We start from the raw sequence: 17,876 nt of genomic DNA, 5'->3' as shown, positions 1-17,876 counted from the left end.
GAGCGGCTACTGGCTGGCGGCGCGGATGGGCGGGAGGTCGGCGGCGCGACGAGCGGGGATCCAGGCGACCAGGGCGCCGAGCGCCAGCGAGCCGACGCCCACGCCAAGCAGCAGGCGCCACGGCACCACGCGCACGGTGACCAGGTCGGTGGGGGCGAGCCCCAGGCCGAACCAGCCGAGGAGCGCGCCGATGCCCAGGCCCCAGACCGCGGCACCGAGGCACACCAGCATCGCCTCGAGGGTCACCAGGGCTTGGACCTGGCCCTTCGAGGCGCCCATCGCCCGCAGGCGCGAGAGCTCCGTGGACCGCTCGAGCACACCGAGCGACAGGGTGGCCGCCAGGCCAACCGCGCCGATGGCGACCGCGCAGCCCAGCAGCACGGCGACGATCCGCAGCACGGTGTCGGCCACCGAGGTGTTGAGCTCGGCGAACTCCTCGGGCGAGCTGACGTTCACCCGGGGGAACTGCGTGGCCACCCGCTCGAGCTGCCAGAGCGTGAAGCGGTCGACGTCGTCGTCGCTGAAGCCCTCGACGCCGTCGTCCGAGAAGCGCACGGCCATGCGCTCGAAGGTGCCGTCGGCGCCGATGGCCTGGGCGTCGGTGATGTCGACCACCACCGGCCCGTAGAAGGCGGTGTTGGCGTAGGTGCCGGAGACGAGGAGCTTCCGCTCACGGCCCGACGTCGAGCGCAGGGTGACGGCGTCGCCGGGCGCCACGCCGAGGTCGTCGGCGACGTCGGTGGAGACGAGGGCGCTCCCGGGCCCGGCGATGCGGCCGGCCTGCACGTCGAGGTCGATGACCGAGTCGATCGAGGCCAGGTCCCCGGCCACCACCCGGTTGTCCGTCGCGTCGCCGGCCACGAGGGACCCCTCGACGCTCACCACGTCGGCGGTGCCGGCGATGGCCAGGCCGCTCTCGCTGATGCGAGCGAGGAGCGAGTCGCGGTCGACCCGCACCACGCCGCGTCGCTCGACGTAGGCGTCGGCGCGCGACTCGGTCTCGAACTGGGTGGCCAGTCCGGCCCGCACGGAGGCGCCGGCCACCGAGACGGCGCCCACCAGCACCAGGCCCACGAGCAGCGTCGAGGCCGCGGCGGCGGTGGCGGCCGGGCGGCGGCGCACGTTGCTCGACGCCATGGCGGGCACGGCCCGGGCCGCGCCGGGCGTGAGGCGGGTGAGGCCGCTGCCGATGCGGCCGATGCCGCCGCCCAGGACCCGGATGACGGCGCGGTTCACGCTCGGGCGGCCGTCGCCCCGATCGGTGAGGGCGTCGATGGGCGGGACCCGGCTGGCCCGGCGGGCGGGCAGGAGGGCGCCGAGCAGGGTGACCCCGATGCCCACCACCGGGGCCACCACCAGCATCTGGGTGGTGACGGTGGTGCCCACCTCTGCGCTGCCCGTCTGCACGAGGCCGGCAGCGAACGCTCCGAGCGGGATCCCGAGCCCCAGCCCGACGGCCGAGGCCAGCGTGCCGACGATGAGGGCTTCGCCCAGCAGCCACCTCACGAGCTGCCACCGCGGCGCGCCCACCAGGCGCAGCAGGGCCAGCTCGCGCGTCCGGGGAGCGAGGACGACGGCGAACACGTTGGCCACCACGATGACGGCGACCACGACGGTGAGGAGGGCGAAGGCCCGGGTGCCCTGCTGCACGCCGTCGTCGAGCGTGGCCACGGCCTGTTGGGCGACGGCGTTGGGGTCGCTGGTGGCCGTGACCCGGATGCCGCTGCCGACCACGGGCTCGAGCCGGTCGGCCAGCTCGTCGCGGTCGACGCCTGGACCCGGCAGCACCGTGATGCGGTCGACCCGGCCCACCGCGCCCAGCAGCTCACCGATCGACCCGGGATCGAACAGGACGTGGGCGTCGCTCAGCGCCGGGGTGAGATCACCCGAGCTCGCCGGTGCGCCGCCGAGCGAGGCGATGCCCACCACCTGCACGGTCCGCCGCCCGGTCGGCAGCTCCAGGTCGGCGAAGCTGCCCTCGGCGACCTTGCCCACCACCGCGCCGCCGACGTCGACGACCACCTCGTCCGGCCCGGTCGGCGCCCGGCCGGAGGTGAGGGTCCACGGCTCGGCGAACGAGCCCGAGAACACCACGCCCCGCAGGGCGGCCGGCCGCTCGGGCTGCTCCCGAGCCCGCAGCCGGAACGACACCGGTTGGTCGAAGGTGCCGGTGGCCACCAACACGCCGTCGACAGCTCGCACCTTTCCGATGAGGTCGTCGTCGAGCGCGGTCGACGTGGTGGCCGCGGAGGTGCGCGCCGTGAGCACCACCGCACCCGCCGGGGCGTCGGTGACCGATGTCGACGTGGTGGTTCCCGTGCCCAGCGCCTGGCCCACCAGGGCGGCGAACTCGAACGACGCCACCGAGAACGCCACGGACAGGGCGACCGCCACCCCGATCAGCAGCAGCTGGCCGCGACGAGCCACGGCGCTGCGGCGGGCGATCGGCGGGGACAAGGCAAGAGTCTGCCGTCCCCCGCCGCGGATCCACCGTCGCCCCCTCGATCCCGGCCGAGGCAGGTCCTGGGCTCAGGGGCAGATGGGTTCCAAGCCGTGCGCCTGCTGGAACCGTGCGAAGTCCTCGCCGTCCACGAGGCGGTGGTGCGCCAGGATCGACACCAGCAACCCGAGCTCCACGTTCCACGACATGGCGTTGAGCGCGAGGCCTGGTCGGACCCAGTCGATGCGAGCGATGCGGTCCTCTCCGCCTCCCTCTCGGGGCCGGACCTCCTGCCGGTAGGTTCCCTCCACCACTTCTCCTGCGACCTCGAACGACACCGGGCGAGGGTGCCGGTCGCCGGCGGCGTCTGCGGTCTCCGATGCGAGGTCTCCGAGGTCGATGGGCACACCGGAGCGACGGGACTCGGCCGCATCGTGGGCGTCTGCGGCTGCTCTGCTGACATCGATCGTCACCCAGGGGTCGGACACCGACCCGCCCGTCCTCGGGTCATCACCAAGCGGCAAACCGATGCGCAGCGACACGATGCCGGCGACCGAGCGAACGCTCAGCTCGGCCCGCTCCATCAGGTCACCCACGACCGGAAAGGCCCCCAGCGAGCACGCTCGACGTGCGGCGAGGTCCGTGGCGCTGGTGCGCTTCGTCGTCGTGCCTGCGGCCGGTTCGGCGTCGGGGGACGCGCCCTGCGAGCAGGTCACCAGCAGCATCGCGCCGAGCCCCGCCACGAGGAGGATCAGGCCTGTTCGCCGCACCGCAGAGCTCAGTGCGCAGCGTCCACGCAGGCGGCGAAGGCATCCGGGTCGCCGAACGAGGCGTCGGCGAGGGCGGCATCCTCAGCGCTCGGGCCTCCGTCGGGAGCAAGGTCCAGGCAGTTGGCGATGGAAAGCCGCACGGCGGCGAGAGCTCGAGCATCGGCGGTGGCCGGCTGACCCGGCGGCACGGCCACGTGAGCGCCGGTCGAGCCTTCCTCTGTGGGGACGCCCTGCGGACCGTGGTCGAGGGCGAAGCGGTAGGCGAGCGGCTCGAAGGCGGAGGCGCACCTCGCCTCGATCGACGGTGTCGCTGGCGTCACCCGCACCGAGTAGTGCAGCCCTGACCCGTCGGCCTTCGGATAGGGACCGAACGCCGCAACGTCGTTCGACCGGAAGCAATCGACGACCTCCAGCCCCGCCTTCCAGAGCTCGAGGGCCTCGACCGAGTGATCGACGGGTGAGATCACCGTGATCCGTGCTGGCGCATCCGTCCGATCCGCCTCACCTTCATCGGAAGCCCAAGAGACCGCAGCACCCGCTCCCAGCACCGCTCCCACGGCGGCGACGACCATCGCCACCAGCTTCCAACCGGCCATCTCGCGCCCTCCTCCTCGGCCCATCAGTTCTCGAAGTCCCCGCAGCTGCCGGATGCCGAGCAGTGGCGATGGCGGCTCACCGGGGAGGCGACGGCATTGCTCTGCGGCGCGTCAGCCACGTTCGTCGCCCAGTTCCACTGGTTCTGGTAGAGCTCACCGTCCGTGCCCTTGAAGACCAGTTGAGCCGCCACGCCAGCACACGCTCCATCAGCGTGCCGCCAGGTCAGGGACCCGAAGACATCGTCTTCCTCGCGGTAGTGGTCGTCGAGGGCCTTGCAGGTGCCGAACGTGCGGTAGTCGGCGTGGTGGGTGCCCGCCTCCGGGAGCTCGCACGAGGTCAAGCTCACCATCACCGCACCGAGCAGGGCAGCCACAACGGTCGTTCGGCGATCACGGGATGAGGGCATCGCTCCACCTCGTTCGGTCGACACCGGACGAGGCCACCCAACTACCGATGCTGCTGGACGTCAACGGTCGACGTCCACATCTCGCCCATCTCCCGAGCGATCTCACCCCAGGGTGAGAGAGCCGGGCCGACGAGGTCATTTGGTCCTCGGCACCGTCCGACGCGACCGACGGCACCGAGCGCTCTCGGGTCTCTGGCACCTGCGGTCCACCGCCGGCGACCGCCTCGGGTCAGGAGGTGCGGCCGAGGCGGCGACGCCTGCGGGAGGCGGCGACCACGACGGCGCCGCCGGCCAGCAGCAGGAGGCCGAGCCGGGTGGCGGGACCGGGGTCCGAGCCGGTGCGGGGCAGGGCCTGGCTCCCCGCTCCCCCGCCCGGTGCCGCCGGGTTGCCGCCGGCGGGCGGCACCTGCGAGGCGTCCGTCGGCGCCACGGCGCCGGGATCGGTGGTGCTCGACGACCCGGGCTCGGTGGAGGACGTGGTGCTCGTCGCCCCCGGCTCGGTGGTCGACGAGGTCGTGCTGGTCCCCGGCTCCGTCGTGGACGTGGTGCTCGTCCCTCCCGGCTCGGTGGTCGACGTCGTGCTCGTCGAGCCCGGCTCCGTCGTCGACGTGGTGGTCGAGGACGGCGGTTCCGTGGTCGACGTGGTCGTCGGCGGCTCGGTGGTCGAGGTCGTCGAGGTCGACGTGGTCGCGGGCTGGGTGGTCGAGGTCGTCGAGGTCGACGTGGTCGTGGGCTGGGTGGTCGACGTGGTCGACGTGGTGGTCGGCGGTTCGGTCGTCGAGGTCGTCGACGTCGACGTGGTGGTGGGCTGGGTGGTCGAGGTGGTCGAGGTGGTCGACGTGGTCGTGGTGGGAGCAGCGGCCACCACGGTGATGGAGACCGTGCCGGTGGCGGTCGATCCGGCCGCCGATCGGCGCACGACCCGGGCGTCCACGGGCGTGGTGCCGTCGGTCAGGACGTAGGTGAACGCGTCGGGCCCGACGTAGTCGGCCACGGGGACGTAGGTGCAGGACCCGGCAAGCGTGCACGTCACCGTCCCGTGGGCCGGCTGGCCGTAGGACTCGACGGTGACGGTGTCGCCGTCGACGTCGGTCGCGGCGCCGACCACGTCGAAGGTCACCTGCTCGCCGGAGGTCACCGACACCGCGACGGTGCCGGGCACCGGGGCGTCGTTGACCGAGGCCACGGTCACGCGGACGGTGGCCGGGTCGGTCACCATGCTGCCGTTGGTGGCCCGGTAGGTGAACGAGTCGGTCCCGTGGAAGTCGGCGGCCGGTTCGTAGGCGCACCCGAAGACGTCGCAGGTGACCGTGCCGTGGGCGCCCTGGGTGAACGAACCTTCTTCCACCGTGCCGACGCCCTTGTCGTTGGCGAGCACGTCGACGTCCGTGGCCGCGGCGTCCTCGTCGATCGACAGGACGTCGTCGGCGGCCCGGGGGACGACCTGGACCGACACCCCGTCGTCGTAGCGCGAGCCCTCGTGGAGGGCGTCGCCGGAGTACACGACCGCGATCGCGTGCTGGCCGGCCGAGAGGAGCCCGAGGTCGAGCGAGGCGACGCTCCCGGTCAGCACGACCGGCGTCCCGACGTCGGCGCCGTCGACGATGAACTGGACGGTGCCGGTGCGGGGCGACTCGCCGCCCGAGACGGTGGCGGTGGCGGTCACCGGCGTCTCGTCGTCGGCCGGGCTCGAGAGCTTCAGCGCGATCGCCGTGTCGTCGTCGGTGATGGCCACTGTGACCTCGTCGCCGGGCGTGCCGTCGATGACGACCGCCGCTGCATCGCCGTAGGCGGGGTCGGTGCTGTCCGTGTCGTGGGTGATCGTGCCGGCGTGGGGGCTGTCCTCGAGGTAGGGGTCGTCGACCACCGAGACGGTGACGGCCTGCGCGGTGTCCCAGTCGGCCGGGGTGAACGTCAGCGTCGACGGGGCGACGGTGACCTGGGCGTCGGGCGCCACCGACACGGTCACGTCGGCGACCGGCTTCGAGGTGAGCACGACGGTGTAGGCGGCCGTGGTGGTCGGCTTCGCCTCGTGGAGCCGGAGGTCCCCGGCCACGATGCGGACCCCGGCGTGATCGTCGTCGGCCACCGGGCCGCGCAACGAGCCGGCGGCGATGGCGTCGTAGGCCGGATCGTCGCTGGTCACCACGTTGGCGACGGCGCACGTCTGGTCGTGGACGACGTCGTCGTTCCCGGGGGTGACCGTGACGGTCTGCGGAGCGTTCCAGTTGGCTGCGGTGAAGGTGAGGGGCCCGCTGACCGTGCAGAGGCCGGTGGCCGTGGGCGTGACGGTCACCTGGGCGGTGGGCTGGGAGGCCAGCAGGACCACGTAGGAGTCGGCCGTGCCGGACTCGACGAGGGCCAGCGCCGACCGGGACACCCGGACCGCCGCGGCATCGTCGTCGGCGACCGGTCCGGTCACGTCGGCCACGGTGGCACCGACGTAGGCCCGGTCGGTGCTGGTCACGACGTGGCTGACCGTGCAGGACTGGTCGTGCACGATCGCGTCGTCCCCCGGCGTGACGGTGACGGTCTGGGCGGTGCTCCAGTCGGTCGAGCTGAACGTGAGCGTCTTCGGCGAGACCGAGCAGAGCCCGGTCGCGGTGAGGGCGATGGAGACGGCGGCGGTCGGTCGCTGCGAGAGCTTCGCCGTGTAGGTGTCGGCGGGACCGGACTCGGCCAGCGCCAGGGTGGTCTTGGAGAGGACGACCTCGCCGACGGCGTCGTCGTCGGCCACGGCGCCGGAGGCGTTGGCGGGCTGGATGCCGTTGTAGACGACGTCGTTGCCCTGGACCACGTGCGACACGGTGCAGGACTGCGCGTGGGCGACGTCGTCGTTCCCCGGCGTGACCGTCACGGTCTGGGGCACGTCCCAGTTGGTCGTGGAGAAGAGCAGGTCGCCGCTGACCGAGCACAGGCCCGAGGCCGACGGCGTGATGAGGACCGTCCCCGTCGGCTGGGAGCCCAGCACGATGGTGTAGGTGTCCGGGGCGCCGGACTCGACGAGCGTCAGGTCGCCGCCGACCACGCGGATCGCCGCGGTGTCGTCGTCGACCACGTCGCCGAAGGCCTCGGGGATCCGCAGGGCGGCGTAGGCCGGATCCGCGCTCGACGGCAGGTGGCCGACGACGCAGAAGGCGCCGTCCTGGTCGATGGCGTCGTCCCCGGGGGTGACCGTGGCCGTCTGCGGCACGTCCCAGTTCGCCGCCGTGAAGGTGAGGGTGCCGGGTGCGACCGAGCACAGGCCGTTGGACCGGAGGCCGATGCGAACATCAGCGCTCGGCTGCGACCGTAGGACCAGCGTGTAGGTGTCGACCGGACCGCCCTCGCGGAGCGACAGCGTCGCGTCCGAGACGGTCACGCCGACCACGTCGTCCTCGACGACCGGTCCCGACGCGTCGTCGATCACCCGGGCGTCGTAGCCGTCGTCCGCGCTGGAGGAGGTGTGGCTGATCGTGCACGACCGGGCTTGGACCCGGTCGTCGTCGCCCGGGGTGACCGTCACGAAGTGCGGTTGGTCCCAGTTGTCCTCGGTGAAGGTCAGCGGACCGCTCACCGTGCAGAGGCCGGTGGCCGTCGGCGTGATGGTCACGTCAGAGGTCGGCGCCGTCTTCAGCACCATCGTGTACCGGTCGACGGCGCCGCCCTCGGTGAGGTCGAGCGACGTCTTGGAGAGGACGACGCCGTCGACGTCCTCGAGCACGGTGAAGGCGCTGTTCGGTCCGCAGGCCTCGCGGGCCTGGTTGGTGACGGTGTTGGTCGCGCCGTAGGCGGCCTGCCAGAAGTAGGTGCCCGGCTCGGTGGGGGTGAAGAGCCCGGACCGGTAGGTCCCGTCGCCGTCGACCTCACCGTCGCTCTCGGGGTCCCCGTTGTCGTCGACGGTGACGGAGAAGTGCTTGATGCCGTAGCTGTCCGGGATGCAGGGGGCACCGGCCGGGGCGGGGCCCCACACGGTGAACGAGACGATGCCGGACTGGGGGCCGCCGGACAGGGTCGCCGTGGCCTGGACCGGCTTGCCGGCCACGACCGGGTTCGGGCTGACGCGGTCGATGGTGATGGTGGGCTGGATGTTGGCCACCGTCACGACCTGGTTCGGGTCCGAGCAGCTCGTGCGGAAGGCCTCGTTGGTGGAGTTGCCCTCGTAGGAGATCACCCACCGGTACGAGCCCACGCCGAGGCGGACCCCGGGCGAGGTGAGCACGATCGTCCCGTCATCGCGGCGCTCGCCGGAGCCGATGTTGGCGCCGGTGACCCCGGCACGGGCGCCGGTGCAGGTGGTGTCGCTCAGCGGGTACAGCTCGAAGGTCACCTGGCCGCTGGGCAGGACCAATCCCTCGATGGTGGCGACGTCGCGGACCAGCTCGGACGGGTTCGCCTTCGTCGGGGTGGCCTGGCCGGTGACGATGGGCGTCGTCTTGACGATCTGGACCGTCTGGCCGGCTGCCTGGCAGCTCTGGACGATGGACGGCGGGTTGTTGGGGTCGCCGCTGTAGCTGGCCTTCCAGGAGTAGGTGCCCAGCGGGCTCAGCTGGACGAACGGGTCGATCACGAACGGGTCGGAGCTGACCGTGCCGGCTGCGGAGATCGCCCTGGTCGACGTGAAGATCGGCGAGAAGCAGCTGGTGTCGGAGGGGCGGTAGAGCGTGAAGGTCACCGTGCCGGTCGGGGCGTTGGCCCCCACCAGGGTGGCGTCGGCGCGCACCGTGCCGCCCACCGGCGCGCGGGTGGGCACCGCCACGACGTTCAGCGTCGTCTGGAACGCGACGGACAGGCCCTGCTCGGCCCCGCCGCAGACGCCGGTGACGGCGTTGTTGCTGGCATCGCCGCTGTAGGTCGCCTGCCACCGGTACTCGCCGGCCGCGGGCGGCGTGAACGGGGCCGACCGGGCGAACCCGCCGCCGTCCACGGTCTGGGTGGAGGTGAAGACCGGCGTGCCGGAGCACGTGGTGTCGCCGACCCCGTACAGGCGGAAGGTGATCGTCCCGGTGGGGTCCACCCGCCCGCTGACGCGAGCGTTGTCGGTCACCGGGCTGCCCAGCACCGAGGCACGGGGCAGGGAGCCGGCCGACAGGAACGGGGTGGCCTTGGTGATCACGACCGTGGCGGCGCCGCACGCGGTGGTCACCGGGTAGTAGTTCGCGTCGCCGCTGTACGCGGCCTTCCAGCGGTAGGTACCCATCACCGAGAGCGCTGCGTCGCCGGACCTGGCGTCGCTGCCGGTCGACTGGCCGACCGAGGTCGAGACCGGGGTCCCGGAGCAGTCGGTGTCGTCCGGTCCGTACAGGGTGAAGGTCACGCTCCCCCGGATGAACCCGGGGCCGCCGTCCAGCTCGGCGGACGCCCGGACCAGCTCCCGCAAGCCGGCCGTGGCCGGCTCGGCCGTGAGGGTGATGGCTGGGGTGATGAGGCGGAACTCGAAGGCCCCGATGTCGTCCTGGGCCAGCCCCGGGCGGCCGGCGCCGCGCGTCGACGGTCAGGGCGGTGGCCCCGGTGTCGAACGCCGGACTGGACCGGTCGATGGCGTGGGTGGCCGGCGGCGGGAAGGCCTCGGTCGGGGTCGGCGGGTTGGCCTCGAGGGTGCGCGCCAGCAACGGGTCGACGGTCCTGGCCGAACCCGAGATCGAGCCCGACCCCGAGGTGCTCGACCTCGGCACGATGTTGGCGCCGGTGTACTCGATCGTGCTGGAGGCGAAGTTGATGCCGCCGCCGACCACGGTGGTCGGCCGGCCGGCAACGACGTCGTCGATGGCGGAGGTGGCGGCGTTGGACGAGTTGGAGACGATGGTGTTCACCAGCGTCGTCCGCGAGGCGTAGGAGGCGCAGCTGGTGGCGGTGCACCGCCCGCCCTCGGTGCTGAGGTAGCCCAGGTTGTAGATCCCGCCGGCCTGGCTCGCCTGGTTGTAGGCGATGGTCGACGAGTCGACGTCCACGACGCCGTCCAGGTTGAAGATGCCGCCGCCCAGGCCTTGGCCGTCCTCGGCGAAGCCGGCGATGCCGACGCCCTTGCCGCCGCCCGCGCCGCCCTTTGCGGCGTTCCCCGAGAGGGTGGTGTTGCGGAGGGTGAGGGTGCCCTGCTGGTTGAAGATGGCGCCGCCCATCCCGGCGCCGCCGCCGCCGGCGCCGCTGACGTCGGCGTACCCGGGGGTCCCAGCGCCGCCACCGAAGCCACCGACGTTGCCGGCCCCACCGGTACCGGCGCGGCCGCGCACGCCCGGCGGGCGACCCGGGTTGGGATCACCGCCGCGGCCGCCACCGCCACCACCACCACCGAAGCCGCCGACGCCGCCCTGGGCCCCGTTGCCGCCGTCGCCGCCGTTGCTGGTGATGATGTCGGGCGGGCCACCGCTGCCGCCGTAGCCGCCGACCCCGCCGCCACCGCCGAAGCCACCGCCGCCACCCGCGCCACCCGCGCCGCCGGTCGTCCCGGCCGCGCCGATCGAGGCGCCGGTGCCACCGGCGCCGCCGCCGCCACCGACCCCGCCGCCACCACCGCCGCCGCCGGCGTTGGCCGGCTGGAGGCCGCTGGAACCCTTCCCGCCGTCCGCACCGCCGTACGCGAAGCCGCCGCCGAGGCCGCCGACGCCGGGGCTGCCGAAGGGCGCCGTGCCGCCGGACGCCGAACCGCCGCCGCCCGCGCCGTTGCCACCGCTGCGGCCCGGTGCGTTGGGCACCCCGCCGCCCGCCCCACCCGTTCCGACACCCGCGGTCCCGCCCGCTGCGCCACCGGGACCGGCGACCATGCCGGCCGCACCGTTCTCGGCGTCGCGGAAGCCGCCACCGCCGCCGCCGGAGCCGGCGTAGTCACCCTGGCCGCCGGCGCCGCCGTACGAGCCGATGGTGTCCGGGAAGCCGTTGCCGAACCCGCCGCCGCGCTTGCTCGGCAGGCCGATGCTGACCCCGCCACCGCCGGCCCCGCCACCGCTGGCGCTGCTGAGGCCGGCGCCGTTGCCGCCCTGGGCGATGCTGTCGCGGATGGTCACCCGGTCGAGGATGACCTGGCCCTGGTTGAAGATGGCGCCGCCGAGGCCCGCCCCGCCGCCGCTGCCGGTCCCGCCGCCACCGCCACGGGCCCAGCCGTTGGCCAGGGTCACGTCCTGCAGGGTCAACCGGCCGGCGCCGGGCGTCGTGTAGCTCGCCGTGCGGTCGCTGCCCGGGTCGGCGCCAACGAAGAACAGCCGGAACGCCGCGACGTCGGTGCCGCGACGGAGCACGGCACCTCGGCCCTCGATGGTGATGTCGGACGCGATGGCCGGCAGGGCGGCCGGGCCGTACCAGGAGTTGTAGGCGCCCGAGTAGATGTCGTTGAAGGTGTAGGTGCAGCCGACGCCCAGCAGCAGGCGGTCGGCCCCGGCGGTCTGGTTGGCCGTCACGATGGCGGCCCGGAGGGCCTGCACGTCGCCGGCCCCGCCGGGCTGCGTGCACCCGACGGCCACGTCGGCGGCCGACGCCGGCGGCGCGGCGGCGACCCAGGCCAGCAGGGCGCCGATCAGGGCGGCGGCCAGCAGCGGCACCGATGCCGTGGCCCGGCGGGTGGACGTCTCGGGGCGGGGGCGTCGCATGTCAGGGTCCAGTCACGTGCAGGAGGACCCAGGACGAAGCACGGCGGTGCGCCCCTCCCCGGGCTTCGATCGGTTCGACGAGCGGCAGGCTCCCCCGGACGGGCGTCCCAGAGATCGCGCACTCCGCGGTCACTCAACCACGAGACGAGTGGAAGAAAAACCCAGGGTTCGGCGCTGGGCGGCGGCCCGAGCGCCGAAGGACCGCCTTCAGGCGCTGTCCGCCGGGAGGCGCAGCGGCGCCAGGGCGGCGGGGATGGCCACGCTGAGCCAGGCCTCGGCGTCGACCGAGCCCGCCTCGGTGGCCGTCCGGCCCAACGCCACGCCGTGGAACCAGATGGCGTAGGCCCGGCAGTCGAGGTCGGGGTTCACGAGCCCCCGGCGCTGGGCGTCCTCGTACATGGCGGCGATGACGCCGAAGAGGTTCTCCTGGACCGGGATCGTCTGGGCGGCCAGCTCCGGCGAGGAGAGCGAGCCCGCCGCCACCTCGAGCCGCTTCCGGCGGGTGGCCACGTTGGCGGGGTCGGTGACGACGCGCCGGAGCTGCCCGGCCACGTAGTCCAGGAACTCCTCCGGCGTCGTGGCGGCGTAGCCGCCGTCCAGCCGGCGCGGGTCCTCGGCGCGGGCGAGCCGCCGGTAGCGCTCGTCCTGGGCGGCCACCAGCAGCCCCTGCCGGTTCCCGAAGTGGTGGTAGAGCGAGCTCGACGACGTGCCCGACTCGATCAGCACCTCCTCGACGGTGAACCCGTCCGGGCCCCGCTCCTCCAGCATCGCCACCGCGCTGTCGAGCAGCGCCTGGCGCGACGGGTTGCCCGCCGCCTTCGCGCTCATGCGAGCTCCCGCCTCGACGGGGATCCACGGAACCGGACTTTTCGCACATCCGATCCTCGCACGGGCCAGGACGCGGCTTCGACCGCCCGTTCGGGTGGTGCTCACCAGCCGAACGCCGGCCCCTGCGATCAGCCGCTGACGGCCGCCGGGCGCTCGTGATCTCGGCGCGCCCACACGAGGAAGAGGACGGCGCCGAAGGCCATGTAGCCGGCCAGGCCGGCGAGGTTGGCGTCTTCGGCCCGGGCGGCCGAGGCGAAGCTGAGGCCGGCAACGGTCGACAGCCCGCCGCTGACGATCATGGGCAGCTGGCCCGGTCGGGACGGGCGGCGACGCAGGGCCAGGACCAGCTGGATCGCCCCGGAGACCGCCGCCCACGTGCCGAAGGCCACGAGCGTGGCGCCGGCATCGGCGCCGAACGCCGCCACCGCGATGCCGACCACGGCCAGCGCGCTGACCGCGGCACCGATCCGCAGGGCCCGGCGGTCGTCGAAGCTCGCACCGAGCAGCGAAGCGACCACGTCGATCAGCGGGTACGAGGCGAGGACGAGGGCGGCGGCGACCGGGAGCTCGGTGTCGGTGGTCGGCACCTCGCTCCGGACGGCGACGAGGAAGGCGCCGGCCCACACCAGCCCGAGGCCAGCTCGGGCGACGCTGATCCGTCGTGGCGTGATCGCGCGGGACGGGGTCGACGAGACCGGGTCGAGGAGGGTGGACGACATGGCAGGGCCTTTCGGGGCGGGAGGCAAAGAGAGAACGATCGCTCTCCCTGTTCGGAACCCAAGCACCTCTCGGCCCAGCCGTCAAGAGCGAACGTTCTCTCTGGTAGCCTGCCGGGATGGCCACCCGTGGTTCCCGACGCGCCGAGCCGGCCCCGCAGCCCCGACGGTCCGAGCCGCGCGAGCGCCTCCTCGCCACCGCCTCGGAGCTGTTCTACGCCGAGGGGATCGGCAACGTCGGGGTCAACCGCATCGTGTCGGCCAGCAAGGTCACGCTGGCCACCTTCTACCGGCACTTCCCCGGCAAGGAGGACCTCGTGGTCAGCTACCTGGAGGGGATCCACGCCCGCATCGCCGAACGCGCCGACGAGCTCGCCGCCGCCGTCAGCGGCCGTGAGCTCGTGGCGGCCCTCCGCGACGAGGTGGTCGCCGAGATCGGCCGCCCGAACTTCCGCGGCTGCGCCTTCATCAACGCTGCTTCGGAGTTCGAGGACCCCACGAGCCCGGTCCGGGTGGCGATCGCCGAGCACCGCCGCTGGTACTACGAGCTCGTCCGTCGAGCCTTCAGCGATGCCGGCCACCCGACCGCGGCCAGCCCGGCACGGAACTTCCTGATGCTCCGCGACGGCGCCGTCGTCGCCGCCTACCTCGACAGCGCCACCGCCGCCCAGCGGACCTTCCGCCGTGGAGTCGACGGCCTGTTGTGGTCCATCGGCATCGAGACCCTGCCCGGCGTCGACGACGCCTGAGGCCACGGGCGATCGTCGCCAGCGACGTCGACACCGTTCGCTCGCCTCGGGCGCCGGCCGGCGCAGGACCCTCGAGCCAGGCCGCCAAAGGCCGGGCCGCCGACGAGGTCGGCTGGCTACGGTCCACCCATGCCCGCTCCCCCGTGGCCGGTGACGACGGCTCGCCTCTCGCTCCGCCCCGCCGTGGCCGACGATGCCTCTGCGGTCTGGACGTACCGCAGGCTCGAGCCGGTCGGTCGCTGGCTCACCCGGGGCCCGTCGACGTTCGAGGCGTTCCGAGACCACTTCGTCGAGCCGGAGTCGCTCGCCAAGACGCTCGTCGTGGAGCGCGAGGGCGAGGTCATCGGTGACCTGATGCTGTGGGTGCAGGACGGTTGGGCCCAGGCGGAGGTCGCCGAGCAGGCGGAGGGGGTCCAGGCCAGCCTCGGGTGGGTCTTCCACCCCGACCACGTCGGGCAGGGCTACGCCACCGAGGCCGTGCGGGAGCTGCTGCGCATCTGCTTCGAGGACCTCGGCCTCCGGCGGGTGACCGCCGACTGCTTCGCCACCAACGAGGCGTCGTGGCGTCTGATGGAGCGGGTGGGCATGCGGCGTTGGGCCCACTCCGTGCGGGACTCGCTGCACCGCTCCGGCGAGTGGCTCGACGGCTACGGCTACGCCCTCCTCGCCGACGACTGGCGACCCTGACCACAGCCGGGTGGCCCGGGGGGGCGACCCGGTCGGCTCGGACGAGCACGCCTCGGGAGCGGACCACCACCTGGCTCCTGGTTGACTCTCGTCGTGGACATCGTGTGCGAACCCGAGCCCGTGCTGCGCCGGCGGGCGGCCCCCGCCCTCGACGTGGTGCGCCCCGAGGACCTGGCGGCGCTGGTGCTCGAGATGGCCGACGCCATGCGGGCCGCACCAGGGGTCGGCCTGGCCGCACCCCAGGTCGGGATCTCCGCCCGGCTCTTCGTGATGGAGGACGGGCCGGCCACGTGGAGCCGGGCCGACCCTGCCCGCCGTGAGGAGCGCGAGCGCACCGAGCCGCTGCCGTTCACCGCGGTCCTCGATCCGGAGGTACACCCGGTGGAGGCCGACGGCCGGCGGATGTTCGTGGAGGGCTGCCTGAGCGTGTTCGACGACGGCCAGCAGCAGCAGGCCGTCGTACCGCGCTGGCGCACCGTCCGCCTCACCGGCACCGCCCCGTCGGGCGAGCCGCTCGACCTGACCTTCACCGGGTGGTCGGCGCGCATCGTCCAACACGAGGTCGACCACCTCGACGGAGTCCTCTACGTCGACCGGGCCATCCCCGGCACGATCCTCACCGGCGACGACCTGGCGACCTGGGCCGGTGCACCCATGGCCGAGCTCGCCGCCCACCTCGGCTTCGCCCTCCCGCCCGGCCAGGCCTGACGCCGGCGCGAGCTGACCGGGCATCGTCCCCCCAGCGCCGGCGGCGTGGCCGATTCGTCCAAGACCCCCTGGGCCGGCCCACGTACCGTCGAGGGCACGTCGATCGGTTCCGTCTCGTCCGGATCGGCGCGCCACCCGCCGACCGAGGAGCCGTCCCCTTGTCCTCTCCCACCGCCCCCTCCCCCACCAGCCCCCTGACCGCCCTGGTCAACGTCGGCCCGGCCGTCGGCCGCACCTTCGCCACCATCGGGCTGGAGACCGTCGGCGACCTGGCCGGTCGCGACCCCGTCGAGGTCTTCGGCGCGCTGTGCGCCGCCGCCGGCACCGACCTCGATCCCTGCCTGCTCGACACCGTCAGGTCGGCGGTCGACCAGGCCGACGGCGAGCCGGCCCGGCCATGGTGGACCTACTCCGCCGAGCGCAAGGCCGCTTCCCGATAGCCCTCGCGGCCCTTCCGGCCCGGCGTCGGGGTGGGATTCGATGCGGTGCCCTCGTCGAGGTCGTCGGACCGCCACTCTCAGGCGATGGCCGCCAGGCCGTCGGCCGTGAGCAGGTACGAGCGGGCCGCTCCGGCGGGGGCCGAGGCGAGGTCGATCACCGCGGCACCGACCTGGTCGGCGGTGAGCGCCGGGCCGACCTGTGCCTCGAACGTCGCCCGGTCGGTGCCGGCCAGGCCGGCGTAGGCGTCGACGAACGTGGAGCCCAGCGCGGTGGCGCCGGTGAGCTTGGGCAGGAGCGAGACGAAGCGGAGCCCCAACCCCTGCCGGTCCGACTCGGCCTGGGCGTAGTCGCTGATGAAGCCGACGGTCGCCTTGGCGCCGGCGTAGCCGCCGCTGAGCGGCGACCCCATCCGGGCGGCTCCGCTCGACATGGCCACCACCGTGGAGCCGGGGGCGAGGGGTGCCGCCAGGGCGGCCCGGGTGAACTCGAACGCGTGGCGGACGTCGGTGTGCCAGTTGCTGCTGAAGGCCTCCCACGTCTGGTCCTGGATCGCGGCAGCACGCGGGGTGGCACCGGCGTTGAGGACGAGGAGCTGGGGGCGGTGCTCGGCCAGCAGCTCCGAGGCCAGCGCCGGCTCGGTGACGTCGGCGACCACGCCGACGAAGGACGAACCCAACCGCTCCCCCACCTCGCCCAGGGCCGATCGGTCTCGGGCGACGCCCACCACGGTGGCGCCCCGGGCCGTGAGGGCGGTGGCGATCGCCCGGCCGAAGCCGCGGCTGGCGCCGGTGACGATCGCGGTCGTGCCGGTGAAGGGATCTGCGGGCATGGGGTGCTCCTGGGGACGTGGGTGCGGTTCGGAGGTTGGAACCCCGGCGCCGTCAGCGGATCACCGATGAGTTTCCGGCCGCGGTGGGGTTGGTACCTCCATGACGACGGTCGAACGACGCACGAGCCGCACGGACGAGGCGGTCCTGGGTCGCGCCCGCCGGGGGGATGGCGAGGCCTTCGCCCAGCTGGTCGAACCGCACCGGCGCGAGCTGCTGGTGCACTGCTACCGCGTCCTGGGCTCGTTCCACGACGCCGAGGACGCGCTCCAGGACACCCTCGCCTCCGCATGGCGCGCCCTCGATGGCTTCGACGGCCGGGCGCTGCGCCCCTGGCTCTACCGGATCGCCACGAACCGCTGCCTGAACCACCGGCGCGACGCGTCTCGGCGTCCGGCCCCGGCGAGCGACCTCGACCTCCGGTCCGCCGCCGGCATCGGCGCAGCCGACGACCCGTGGTGGCTCGAGCCCTTCCCCGATGCGCTGCTCGTGACGCCGGACCCGGGGCCGGAGGCCCGCTACGAGGCCCGGGAGTCGGTCGGGCTCGCCTTCGTCGCCGGGCTCCAGCACCTCCCGGCCCAGCAGCGGGCCGTCCTGGTGCTGCGCGACGTGCTGGGCTTCTCGGCGGTCGAGGCAGCGGCCGTCCTCGACGTGTCGGCGGCGGCGGTCAACAGCGCGCTGGTCCGAGCTCGCGGCGGCTTTCGCCCCGACCGCTCCTCCGACGAGGTCCCTGTCGCCCGCTCCCCGCACGAGGCGGCGGCCGTCGACCGGTTCGCCGATGCGCTGCAGAGCGGTGACCCCCGCCGGGTCGTCCAGGCCCTGAGCGGTGACGTCCGGCTGTCCATGCCGCCGGAGCCGATCCGCTGCGACGGCCCCCCCGCGGTGGCCGACTTCCTCCGTGCCCGGGGATGCTGGGGCCCGGACCTCCAGCTGGTCGAGGCACCGGCCAACGCCCAGCCGGCGTTCGGCTACTACCTCCCGGGCCCGTCCGGGGCCGCCCGGGAGCTGAGCGGCCTGGTGGTCCTGGCCGCCGCCGAGGATCGCATCGCCAGGATCACGCGCTTCGGCCCGACCTCCCTCGGTGCCGCCTTCGGCCTCGCCCCGACACGATCGCTGACGGCCTCGCCCTGAGGGCGCGGAGCGCCCGA

Annotated in this window: 14 protein-coding genes; 6 read left to right on the top strand and 8 right to left on the bottom strand. The window is 73.8% G+C overall.

Annotation, left to right across the window (positions count from 1 at the left end; translation table 11 throughout):
• Positions 1-6: 6 nt before the first annotated feature.
• The 5 genes from KSP35_RS20600 to KSP35_RS20580 all read right to left on the bottom strand — a co-directional run bounded on the left by KSP35_RS20600 (position 7) and on the right by KSP35_RS20580 (position 9,509).
• Complete coding sequence (locus KSP35_RS20600) at positions 7-2,457, bottom strand: FtsX-like permease family protein (RefSeq protein WP_216997642.1); 2,451 nt, start codon at positions 2,455-2,457, stop codon at positions 7-9.
• A gap of 72 nt (positions 2,458-2,529) precedes the next feature.
• Positions 2,530-3,165, bottom strand: a complete 636-nt coding sequence (locus KSP35_RS20595; RefSeq protein WP_216997641.1) for a hypothetical protein — start codon at positions 3,163-3,165, stop codon at positions 2,530-2,532.
• Positions 3,166-3,218: 53 nt separating this feature from the next.
• Positions 3,219-3,806 (bottom strand): hypothetical protein, encoded by a 588-nt coding sequence (locus KSP35_RS20590; RefSeq protein ID WP_216997640.1) that lies wholly within the window; start codon positions 3,804-3,806, stop codon positions 3,219-3,221.
• Positions 3,807-3,829: 23 nt separating this feature from the next.
• The gene (locus KSP35_RS20585; protein ID WP_216997639.1) at positions 3,830-4,180 is read right to left on the bottom strand and encodes a hypothetical protein; all 351 of its coding nucleotides are present in this window, start codon (positions 4,178-4,180) and stop codon (positions 3,830-3,832) included.
• 262 nt (positions 4,181-4,442) lie between these two features.
• Entirely contained in the window at positions 4,443-9,509 is a 5,067-nt protein-coding gene (locus tag KSP35_RS20580) for an Ig-like domain-containing protein (RefSeq protein WP_254126864.1), read from the bottom strand.
• Between the two features lie 185 nt (positions 9,510-9,694).
• Between KSP35_RS20580 and KSP35_RS20575 the strand changes: the two genes are divergently transcribed.
• Complete coding sequence (locus KSP35_RS20575) at positions 9,695-10,027, top strand: hypothetical protein (protein ID WP_217002331.1); 333 nt, start codon at positions 9,695-9,697, stop codon at positions 10,025-10,027.
• 1,952 nt (positions 10,028-11,979) lie between these two features.
• Here KSP35_RS20575 and KSP35_RS20570 read toward each other — a convergent pair.
• Positions 11,980-12,600: a TetR/AcrR family transcriptional regulator gene (locus KSP35_RS20570; protein ID WP_216997637.1), complete on the bottom strand. Its 621-nt coding sequence runs from the start codon at positions 12,598-12,600 to the stop codon at positions 11,980-11,982.
• A gap of 128 nt (positions 12,601-12,728) precedes the next feature.
• Entirely contained in the window at positions 12,729-13,319 is a 591-nt protein-coding gene (locus KSP35_RS20565; RefSeq protein WP_216997636.1) for a DUF308 domain-containing protein, read from the bottom strand.
• A gap of 116 nt (positions 13,320-13,435) precedes the next feature.
• On the opposite strand from KSP35_RS20565, the gene KSP35_RS20560 reads away from it, so the two are divergent.
• From KSP35_RS20560 to KSP35_RS20545, 4 genes are all read left to right on the top strand, one after another.
• Positions 13,436-14,065: a TetR/AcrR family transcriptional regulator gene (locus tag KSP35_RS20560; protein ID WP_216997635.1), complete on the top strand. Its 630-nt coding sequence runs from the start codon at positions 13,436-13,438 to the stop codon at positions 14,063-14,065.
• A gap of 129 nt (positions 14,066-14,194) precedes the next feature.
• Positions 14,195-14,752 (top strand): GNAT family N-acetyltransferase, encoded by a 558-nt coding sequence (locus KSP35_RS20555; protein ID WP_216997634.1) that lies wholly within the window; start codon positions 14,195-14,197, stop codon positions 14,750-14,752.
• A gap of 93 nt (positions 14,753-14,845) precedes the next feature.
• A complete protein-coding gene (locus KSP35_RS20550) occupies positions 14,846-15,460 on the top strand; it encodes a peptide deformylase (RefSeq protein WP_216997633.1) in 615 nt (204 codons plus the stop codon).
• Between the two features lie 158 nt (positions 15,461-15,618).
• Positions 15,619-15,900 carry a helix-hairpin-helix domain-containing protein gene (locus KSP35_RS20545; RefSeq protein ID WP_216997632.1) on the top strand — a complete coding sequence of 94 codons (282 nt, stop codon included), beginning with the start codon at positions 15,619-15,621 and terminating at the stop codon, positions 15,898-15,900.
• Between the two features lie 77 nt (positions 15,901-15,977).
• On the opposite strand, the gene KSP35_RS20540 is transcribed toward KSP35_RS20545, so the two are convergent.
• Entirely contained in the window at positions 15,978-16,730 is a 753-nt protein-coding gene (locus tag KSP35_RS20540) for an SDR family oxidoreductase (RefSeq protein WP_216997631.1), read from the bottom strand.
• 100 nt (positions 16,731-16,830) lie between these two features.
• On the opposite strand from KSP35_RS20540, the gene KSP35_RS20535 reads away from it, so the two are divergent.
• Positions 16,831-17,859: an RNA polymerase subunit sigma-70 gene (locus tag KSP35_RS20535; RefSeq protein ID WP_216997630.1), complete on the top strand. Its 1,029-nt coding sequence runs from the start codon at positions 16,831-16,833 to the stop codon at positions 17,857-17,859.
• Positions 17,860-17,876 lie beyond the last annotated feature (17 nt).

Source organism: Aquihabitans sp. G128 (assembly GCF_019048865.1).
Classification (GTDB): Bacteria; Actinomycetota; Acidimicrobiia; order Acidimicrobiales; family Iamiaceae; genus Aquihabitans.
This window is presented reverse-complemented; position numbering and strand designations above follow the sequence as displayed.